Annotated in this window: 6 protein-coding genes and 1 pseudogene; 6 read left to right on the top strand and 1 reads right to left on the bottom strand. The window is 39.2% G+C overall.

Features of this window, described 5'->3' with window-relative positions:
* Positions 1-57: 57 nt before the first annotated feature.
* The 6 genes and pseudogenes from hpsA (AFK68_RS46170) to AFK68_RS23125 all read left to right on the top strand — a co-directional run.
* Positions 58-2,365: pseudogene (gene hpsA / locus AFK68_RS46170) on the top strand (hormogonium polysaccharide biosynthesis protein HpsA); the annotation flags it as partial.
* Between the two features lies 1 nt (position 2,366).
* The coding region (hpsA, locus tag AFK68_RS23145) for a hormogonium polysaccharide biosynthesis protein HpsA (protein WP_210407575.1) at positions 2,367-5,273 on the top strand (2,907 nt) is incomplete at its 5' end.
* 130 nt (positions 5,274-5,403) lie between these two features.
* Entirely contained in the window at positions 5,404-6,081 is a 678-nt protein-coding gene (gene hpsB / locus AFK68_RS23140) for a hormogonium polysaccharide secretion pseudopilin HpsB (RefSeq protein WP_094675446.1), read from the top strand.
* A 41-nt stretch (positions 6,082-6,122) separates the two neighbouring features.
* The gene (gene hpsC, locus AFK68_RS23135; protein ID WP_143438164.1) at positions 6,123-7,040 is read left to right on the top strand and encodes a hormogonium polysaccharide secretion pseudopilin HpsC; all 918 of its coding nucleotides are present in this window, start codon (positions 6,123-6,125) and stop codon (positions 7,038-7,040) included.
* A 56-nt stretch (positions 7,041-7,096) separates the two neighbouring features.
* Positions 7,097-7,792 carry a type II secretion system protein gene (locus tag AFK68_RS23130; RefSeq protein WP_094675442.1) on the top strand — a complete coding sequence of 232 codons (696 nt, stop codon included), beginning with the start codon at positions 7,097-7,099 and terminating at the stop codon, positions 7,790-7,792.
* 447 nt (positions 7,793-8,239) lie between these two features.
* The gene (locus AFK68_RS23125) at positions 8,240-8,833 is read left to right on the top strand and encodes a Tfp pilus assembly protein FimT/FimU (protein ID WP_143438163.1); all 594 of its coding nucleotides are present in this window, start codon (positions 8,240-8,242) and stop codon (positions 8,831-8,833) included.
* A gap of 106 nt (positions 8,834-8,939) precedes the next feature.
* On the opposite strand, the gene AFK68_RS23120 is transcribed toward AFK68_RS23125, so the two are convergent.
* A partial coding sequence (locus tag AFK68_RS23120) for a GTPase (RefSeq protein WP_210407574.1) occupies positions 8,940-9,395 on the bottom strand: 456 nt, incomplete at its 5' end.

Here is a 9,395-nt window from a genome sequence, read left to right as displayed (position 1 = left end):
CCTAATAACAAGTCTTATTAGAGAATACCAATAATATTAAAGGCCAGGGAATAGTCTATGTATTACCACCATATATTAAAAAATTTCAAAAGTATAGTCAGAAAGATAGGAAAACAATTAAGACTACTAACTAAGGCATTAGTAAGAGCGATCGCTCAAAACAAAAAATCTTTGGGTAAAACTTCTAATGCTGGGTTTGTGCTGCCGACAGTCACAATGGTGATGTTGGTAGTAGTATTACTGACTGTAGCTATGTTACTTCGTTCTTTTGATCGGGCGGAACAAGCTCGTAATGTGAGAGTAAGTCAGCAAGCTCTTAGTGCAGCTACTCCGGCTCTAGATAGAGCTAGAGCTAAACTTCAGTATTTATTGAGGGAAGATCCTAGTTTGCCGAGAGGGCAAACGCCTGATGAAGACGAAGTTGACAATTATTTAAGTAATGCTGTTGATGAGAGGTATAGATTTGCAGATGAAGAACGCTTGAGGGTAACTAATGATGGTGAGGAAATTACGACTGCATGGAGATTTCCTGTAGACACAGACAATGATGGAGACCCAGATAGCTTCACAATATATGGTATTTTCTTAGCTACTCCCCCTAGTGGTGAACAGAGAACATCTCTACAAGCAAGAACTCCACCAGTGACTGTAGGAAACTTTCAAAATGAAGACTGTCCTGCAGGTTTAAGTTTAGCAGGGAATGGTTGGTATAAAGATAATGCAACCAGTAAATTAGTCAAAAGTTTTTTTGTTTATACGGTAACTGTTCCAATTAGTGAAAATGCAGGAACTCCAGGTATTGCTGCTCTGGAATATCAAGAAGACTGGGAAAGAGTTTCTCTCTCTAATAACGCTGTAGTGTATGGAGATGACTTAGAAATATCTCCTGGTCCTGATTTTCGCATGAATGGGAGAATTTTAACCAATAGTAATTTGATAGTTTCCCCTTTTAGAAATGATTTACACTTGTTTCAAGTCAGTAGTGATGAGTCTTGCTTCTATGAAGCAGAAAATAGCAAGATAATTGTTGGGGGAAATGTTGTTAATGGAATGTCAAGTACCACTCAGACGAATAATGTACAAGTAGATTTATTTCAGGGTAGGAAGAAGGGTGTAGGACAAACTGTAATTGGCAGTGGAAATGAGTCTGTGGATAATGAAACTGCTTTTGATACAATCTATAACAATAACGCATACGAAAAGCGTATTAATGTTATGGTTGCCGATCAAATGGATAAAGGTGAAGGAGAAGACCCTTCAGCAGTTACTCTAGTAGTAGATAGAAGGACGACAGAGGAAGATACGACAGATGCAGACAGGAGAGCAGAAATACGTCGTGAGGAACTAGACATTTACTTTCGTGATCGGACGAGAAAAGTACCTTTTGCTGAAGTACCTGCTGATAACCCTGCTAATAATGTAGAGTATATTCCTACAGAAACTCCTGAAGGTAGTGGCGATCAACTTAAACCACCAGATGAATGGATACTGCCAACAGACGGTCAAACCCAACTAAACTTAGATCCAGATCAACTAACATCTAGAGAACCAGATGAGGATGATGATAATCGCCCAGAACTATTTTTGGGAGAACGCATACTTGTAGGAAATAATCTGCCAGCTAAATGGTGGAATGGTTCTGAGTTTGTTACTACGGAACAACCAACAGGTGGAAGATGGGTTAATGATAACGGAAACCCAGTTGACGATCCTCCTCGTACCCGTAAACCTCGTGTAACAGAATTACCTTCTGTGGGTTCTTTAGGTCGGAATGGTTTCTGGGAAAGGGCGGCAGCACAAGTGCCAGAAACTCCTTTAGATGGTATTGGTGGGTTGCGTGTAGTTACAGGAGCAGGGGTTTATTCGCGGACTAATTCTTTTCTGCCACCTCCATTACCACCTGGAGAAACCTATGACGACCTAGCAACTCCTGACGTAGAACAATATACTGTTGTCTGGCCAGATACCATGCCAATGTCACCTGGTCCTAATGGTCTAGTTTATGACAATGCAAATGTTGCTGGGGGGGGATGGCAGAATATAGCAGCTTTTAGTGATCCAGATGATATACCAACAAAGGGAGATCTCCAGATGCGGGCAACAGTTCTATATCACTATGCACGATACCCCATTGACTCAGAAAGTGGAGAAAACGACCAACAACCTATTGCTTGTATTAGTAGTTATTATGACCCAACAGATAGTACAACGGCTCTAAATGAGGATGAATTACTTTGGAATACAGACCCTAATGGTAAATCAAACAATGGCATAGTTTACAAAGCACCAACAACAAGAGCTACACGACCTGAACTAGCAGAACAAGCAAATATGGTTTTCCCAGATGGCAGGTTTGCTAATGAACNCAACAACCTATTGCTTGTATTAGTAGTTATTATGACCCAACAGATAGTACAACGGCTCTAAATGAGGATGAATTACTTTGGAATACAGACCCTAATGGTAAATCAAACAATGGCATAGTTTACAAAGCACCAACAACAAGAGCTACACGACCTGAACTAGCAGAACAAGCAAATATGGTTTTCCCAGATGGCAGGTTTGCTAATGAACCTCTGCGCAGAGCTTTAGAGAGACTATCTAATGGTGGCGACCTCACCCTAGAGGAACAAGCAGCAATAGATTCGACTCTGTGTTCTTTAGAGATATTAGACTATCCTTTGAGTTTTACTAATAATCCTGGTGGAGTAACTATTCCTCATGGTGTCATCAGAGAAGTAACCCTATTGGATGCTAGACAAATAAAAGCAATAGATGATGACGATCCTAACACTACTGTTGATGAAACCTTTACTCTTAATAGCCCCCTAACACCCGACCCTCAGTCTGCTAATTTAACAACAAACTATGATTTGGCTTTAGAGGAACGGCAACCTCTAGAAATTCGTTTGACTCAATTAGATTTGAATCAAATGAGAAATCAGACGATCACTCCTTTAGTAACAACGGGACCATCGCCAGAGTATTTGTTACCCAATAGCGGTATTATCTATGCTACTCGTGATGATGCTTTACCAGACAGGAGCGATCGCAGATCGAATGGTAATGGTATAGATGAAGATGCTAGTAAAGCTATTAGTCCTACCGATTATAAATTAGACCCGACTCGACGACCTAATGGCATAATGTTGATCAATGGTCAACGTCTAGCTAGAAATGATGATAATGATAATGGTCAAAATGATGATAATAATGATGTTGTTAGCAGTATTGAAGATGTTGTGAAAGAAAAGGGTTTAACCTTAGTCACTAATTTACCAGTATATATTCACGGTCAATTTAATCCTCACGGTGACCCCAAGCTTCTCCCTCGAGAGGAATTCACTCAACTCTTAGATGATGACTGGGATAATTTCTACGGTCGTACTGAAAATCAGATAAATCCGAATTTTGCCTGTCGTGCAGGAGACCCAAGAATTCGTGGTTGTAGCGAAGGAGATAGTTGGCGTGCGGCAACTGTGCTGGCAGATGCAATTACATTATTATCTGATGATAATGATTATGATGATGATGGTAATCCTAATGATGATGATGGTAATCCTAATAATGATAGTTATGATAATATTACTCTAGGTTTCCGTCCTGGTTTTCGTAATGAGGGAGATTTTGACCTCAGAAATAATGCTGGTAATCTTCCGGTTGTTGCGAACGATTTTGATGGAGACAACATAGCGGATGCAGGATATGATTTTGATGGGACTCCAGGAAATGAAGATACAGCAACCGTTGATGAAACACAGTTAGGTTTTGACTTAGATGGAGTTGATCAGGATGGAGATGGTGACTTTGCAGATAATACAGCAGTTCTAGAAGAGGATATTACAGTTGCTGGCGCTCGAATGTTAAATGGTTTCTATGGTAATAATTTTGTTACTAATGGTTTGAGTAGTCAAGCTTTTGATGCCAACGGAGATCAAGTAGCTTTTGACCCTGCTAATAATCTTCAAGATACTAACTACTCGACTAATAATGGTACTGCCATTAATAGTTCATACTTCAATAATTATGTGACACCTGTGCAGCGACGGGGACAATTTCCAGAGTATGTAATGGAAATGTGTCGTAAGTTGCCTGTATCGTCTTGTCAGCCTCCAGATTGGTTTGTGGGTGCTGATAATGGTACTGGTGGCGGCACTGCTAACAATGATATTATAGAGACTGATGAACAATTACAAGCAGCAGATGTAATAGGTGAACCTGCTAATATCCTAGGTGCAGGCACTACAGCTCGCCCTGCATTAGATCCTAATGACCGTCGTTATCCAAGGCGTATAGCATTTGCCCGGGATAATAACTTTAACTTAATATTGGATGGCAACGGAGCAATTCCAATAGGAGTAGGTGGTGGTAATGTGAATGTCTTCCCCCCTTATAATACGGTTACAATAATAACTGGAACAGTACCAGTACCAAGCTTAGATGGAACTTACAATGCTGGTTTACCTGATATAGCACCTAACGCTCTTTGGTTTAGAACTTCTAACGATGCTACAAACCCAACTGCTGGAGAAAATTATGGTAATACCCATCCTTTGGCTTATTTAGAGCCATTAGCGCCTGGAGGAACAGTTCAACAACCTCTGCTAGTACCTGTTCTCCAAAATTATGTACCAACAAATACACCTCAAGGTGATCAGGGTAACTTACCAAACCCAAATAATAATACCCTAAGAAGTAACTCAAGATGGCTAACCCGAGCCTCTGGAGATACTACATTTAACTTAGTAGTAGGTTCCGGTGACGTACCACCTCGTCCTCCAGAAACCAATGGTGGTTTACAAAACTTACCTCGCTTCCTCGAAAACTGGGCACAGGACAACAACAATAATTTTGCTACTAACATCATTGGTAGTTTTATGCAATTAAACCGTAGCGCTTATGCTACCGCACCTTATCCACATGTTCCGCCCAATGGTATAAACGATCAACGAGGCGCGAACAGTCTTTTTGGGTTTCGAGGTTCCTATAAAACCAACAACTATACTGTTAACAACAACGGTGCTAGGGTTGGATACTTCCTGCCACCGGATCGTAGCTGGGGATTTGATGTCGGTCTGCTTTCCCAGTCCCCCGACTACTTTTCCCAACAATTGAGTGGGGAAGACTCAAGTGGTGAACCAGACAAGTATTATCGGGAAGTAAGTTTAGATGATGAATGGGTAGAAACTTTGTTGTGTTCTCAAGTGATTGATGATGATGGACAAGTCGTTGAAAACGCAGCTAATGATAATTATCGTCAAAATTGCAACTAATTTACCAAGGTAATGATTGATATCTAAAAATCAATAGACATCTTGCAGAAGTGAATATTTAGTATTTTTACATCTATATTATTCTGACTTTCTGCAAGATTTAACAAAATATAATTAAACAACGAGAGCTATGAATAAACAACAAATTCAACAAAAAATCCAAAAATGGCAACAAATTAATCCTAATGCGGGCTATACCATTATGGAAGGTTTAGTGGCAATGATTATGGTTGCTTTTCTGATGAGTGCAATTGCACCTGTTATTGCTCTGTCCGTAGGGACTCGCGTTCAGGCAAGACGGATAGAATTAGGATCTCAGGCAGCTAGGAGTTACATAGATTGGGTGAGATCAAACCCAGAAGAAAACGCTCCTGGTTTCCTGGGACAAGACCCACATTCAACTGTTGCCCCTAGTAGCGGTAGCCTAAGTTGTGAAGATAAGGATGGAGAGTATTGTGGTACTGATCGTCAGTTGTTCTGTATTGATGGTGGAGATGGGGGAGGCTGCAAAATCAGCAGCCCTACAGATATGATAATTCAGGCGGGACGTTCATATCCCGATGCTAGTCTTGGTTATCAACTACTTGTGCGAGTTTATAGATCAGATGCTTTTCAGGAAACTTCACTTTGTCCCGAAGGAACAGATTGTCCTGAAAAAGGAACACAGCAATCTGCAGTTACAAATGCTATTGGTAATCGTAGGTTGCCAGTGGTAGAAATGGTAACAGAGATAGCACCAGTAGACCTAAATGGTTCATTTCAAAATATTTGTAATCGTATAGATCCTACAGGAGCAAGTTGTCCATAAAATATAGAGTGATAAATTTTAAAAAAATTGGGAATATATTTATGATGCAAAACTTACTGAAATTACTAACAAAAACCGAGTCAAATCGCAAATCACAAAAGTTAAGCAACTTGACAAGTGGTTTTACTATGATAGAACTACTTGTAGGCACAATCATTGCATTTTTAATAATTGTTCCTATGTTGACTTTTGTGGTGGATATCCTTAACAGAGATGTGAGGGAGCAGGCAAAGACCAATAGCGAACAGGAGTTACAGGCAGCAATTGACTATATTGCTCAGGATGTGAGTCAGGCGTTTTATATCTACACTCCAAATGAAGTTAGCTGCATTCAAAACCGGAATGCAGACTCTTGTGGTACGACTCCAGAAACAACAGGGGATACAGCTATACCAACTGATGTAGGTACGCCAATACTTGTCTTTTGGAAACGTAAACATGAAAGCAACGTTTTACCTGTTGATGGCTGTACTCCTAATGGTACAAATGATTGCCTTGATGATACGTTTGTATATTCGTTAGTTGCCTATTACAAAATAGACGAAACAAGCACTGCTTCTGTTTGGTGTGACGAAACACCCTGCCCGTCTAGGATAGCTAGAGTAGAAATTAGTGACAACCCTACTGATGGTTTAGGTAACTACATTGGGGAAGTACCTGATAACGGTTACAATACAGCCAATATTGGCAATAGAGAAACACCAGGAGAGCTTGTCAGAGGTGGTGGAGATTTTAATCCAGTAGCAGTGTTAGTTAATTATATAGAAGATTTTAATCTCAATTCGGTGGATAACAATAATCTAGCTCAAATTACTATTATTGGTAATTCTCTGCGTCGCAGTCAAAATAATTTTAGTTGTATAGAAGATGATTCGACAACTCCTCCAGAGTATAAAGATTCGCCATATTGTCCTCAAGCAACTGCTCAAGTGGGTGGACGTAGTGGTTTTGGAGAATAGTAGATTGCAAATTTCAAAACTAATAAGTATTAAATTTTCTTATACAGAAAACAGATATGAAACCCTCAACTTTTTTATTCAAACTTTTACTCCAGCTTTCCCCAAAGCGTTCTATTTACCCTTTTAGTGTGAATGCAGGTTTTTCTCTTGTAGAGCTAGCAATAGTAGTTTTAATCATAGGTATATTGAGCGCGATCGCTGTCCCTGGTTGGAATGCTTTTGTCAATAGACAGCGCACCCGCACAGTTAACGATGGGGTATTTCGAGCATTGAGGTCGGCACAAAGTGATGCTAAGTTGAAAAAGGCAGATAGAATACTTGAATTCCGGGACGTTAACATTGATTCTGCAACAAATCCTAGCACAGGTAAACCTTATAACGATCCACCAAGATTCCATATTTATTCTACCTCTAAAACAACTCCAATACCAAATAGCGATGTATTGTGGAAATCTTTAGGAGCAAATGGTGAAATTAAACCAGGAATGGTTAAATTATCTATAAAAGAATGTCAAACTAAAGATGCTAATGATAACTGTACAGCTTATCAAGACGATGCAAACGATCAAATTAAATTTAACCATTTAGGTGCAGTGGAAATAGATGATCCAGCCCAAGAACTACCTTTTGCTGTTACTGCTTCTACAACAGATGATGGATTTAAAAGATGCGTAATTGTTGAAACAATCTTAGGTAGTATGAGAATAGGAGAAGGAGAATTTGATTCAGCAACAGGAGCAGGATGCCCATAATTTAATTTATNTAAATTATCTATAAAAGAATGTCAAACTAAAGATGCTAATGATAACTGTACAGCTTATCAAGACGATGCAAACGATCAAATTAAATTTAACCATTTAGGTGCAGTGGAAATAGATGATCCAGCCCAAGAACTACCTTTTGCTGTTACTGCTTCTACAACAGATGATGGATTTAAAAGATGCGTAATTGTTGAAACAATCTTAGGTAGTATGAGAATAGGAGAAGGAGAATTTGATTCAGCAACAGGAGCAGGATGCCCATAATTTAATTTATCCCTATATATACCATAAAATAACTACTCTGTCAAACTAATTTCAGGTTAACGATAGGGCAAATTTTTTATCTTCAAAAACATCATCCTGTTTGACATCAAATTATTAATTACTAAAATAGTAAATAGGATTAAAAATACGAAATAAAAGAATATCAGGGTTAAAATGAAGACTAAAATCTCTACTTCCGTAAAATCAACTATTACTAAAAGTCTGACAATAAATTCCTCAGAAAAATTACTGAAACAACAAGAAGCAGGATATAGTCTCATAGAATTAACATTTGTTGTTCTAATTATTGGTCTTCTGGCAGCGATCGCCGCCCCCGGATGGTTAGCTTTCACCAACAACCAGCGCCTCCGCACTTCCAACGATAGAATATATCAAGCGATGAAAACTGCACGCAGTAATGCTATGCGGGATAAAGTTACTTGGCAAGCAAGCTTCCAAGAAAAGGATCAAATAGCTCAATGGGCAATACATCCAGAAACTGTTGATGCTCAAAAAGCTAACTGGCAAAACCTAGATCCATTTGTGAAAATAGATGATGAAACAACCCTCCGTCAATACTCGTCAACTAAAATTTGGAGAATAAAATTCAATTACAAAGGTCATCCCAACGGTTTCAGACGTATAACTTTATCTCTTCGGAGTGGAGGTACAGCAAAACGTTGTGTATTTGTCTCGACTCTTTTAGGAGCAATGCGAACCAGTAAAGAGCAGGCAAAACCTGACAAAAGTGGAAAATACTGCTATTAGAATTTGTAGGTTGGCTTTTGTTTCTCTCAACCCAACATTTTCTATTGTAGGGGCGAATGGCCATGTGCTAACGCAAAGCTCCGCTAACGCCCCTACAGGGTTTTGATTATAATGAGGTTTCCTCCATTTCCAACACTTGCCAAACTTCCTGCATTAACTCCTCTAAACCAATACCTGCAACAGCAGAAATAAGGAAAACTTTTCCCCCGCTCATCTCCCTAAACCTACTTACCAACTCTTGTATTTCTGCAGTCTCCACATCAACTGCATCAACTTTATTTAAAGCTAAAATTTGCTGCTTATCTTCTAAATTTCGCCCATAAGCTGTTAACTCATTTTGAATAGTCTCAAAATTTTCCACTGGATCAATATCTGTAATATCAACCAAATGCAACAATAACTTAGTCCGTTCGATATGCCTCAAAAATTCATGCCCCAAACCCAAACCAGCAGAAGCACCTTCAATTAAACCAGGAATATCAGCAAAAACAGTACCATCTCCCGTCGGTTTTCTCACAACACCCAAATTTGGCACTAAAGTAGTAAAAGGATAATTAGCAAT

The sequence above is a fragment of the Hydrocoleum sp. CS-953 genome (genome assembly GCF_002260545.1).
Taxonomy (GTDB): Bacteria; Cyanobacteriota; Cyanobacteriia; order Cyanobacteriales; family Microcoleaceae; genus Trichodesmium.
This window is presented reverse-complemented; position numbering and strand designations above follow the sequence as displayed.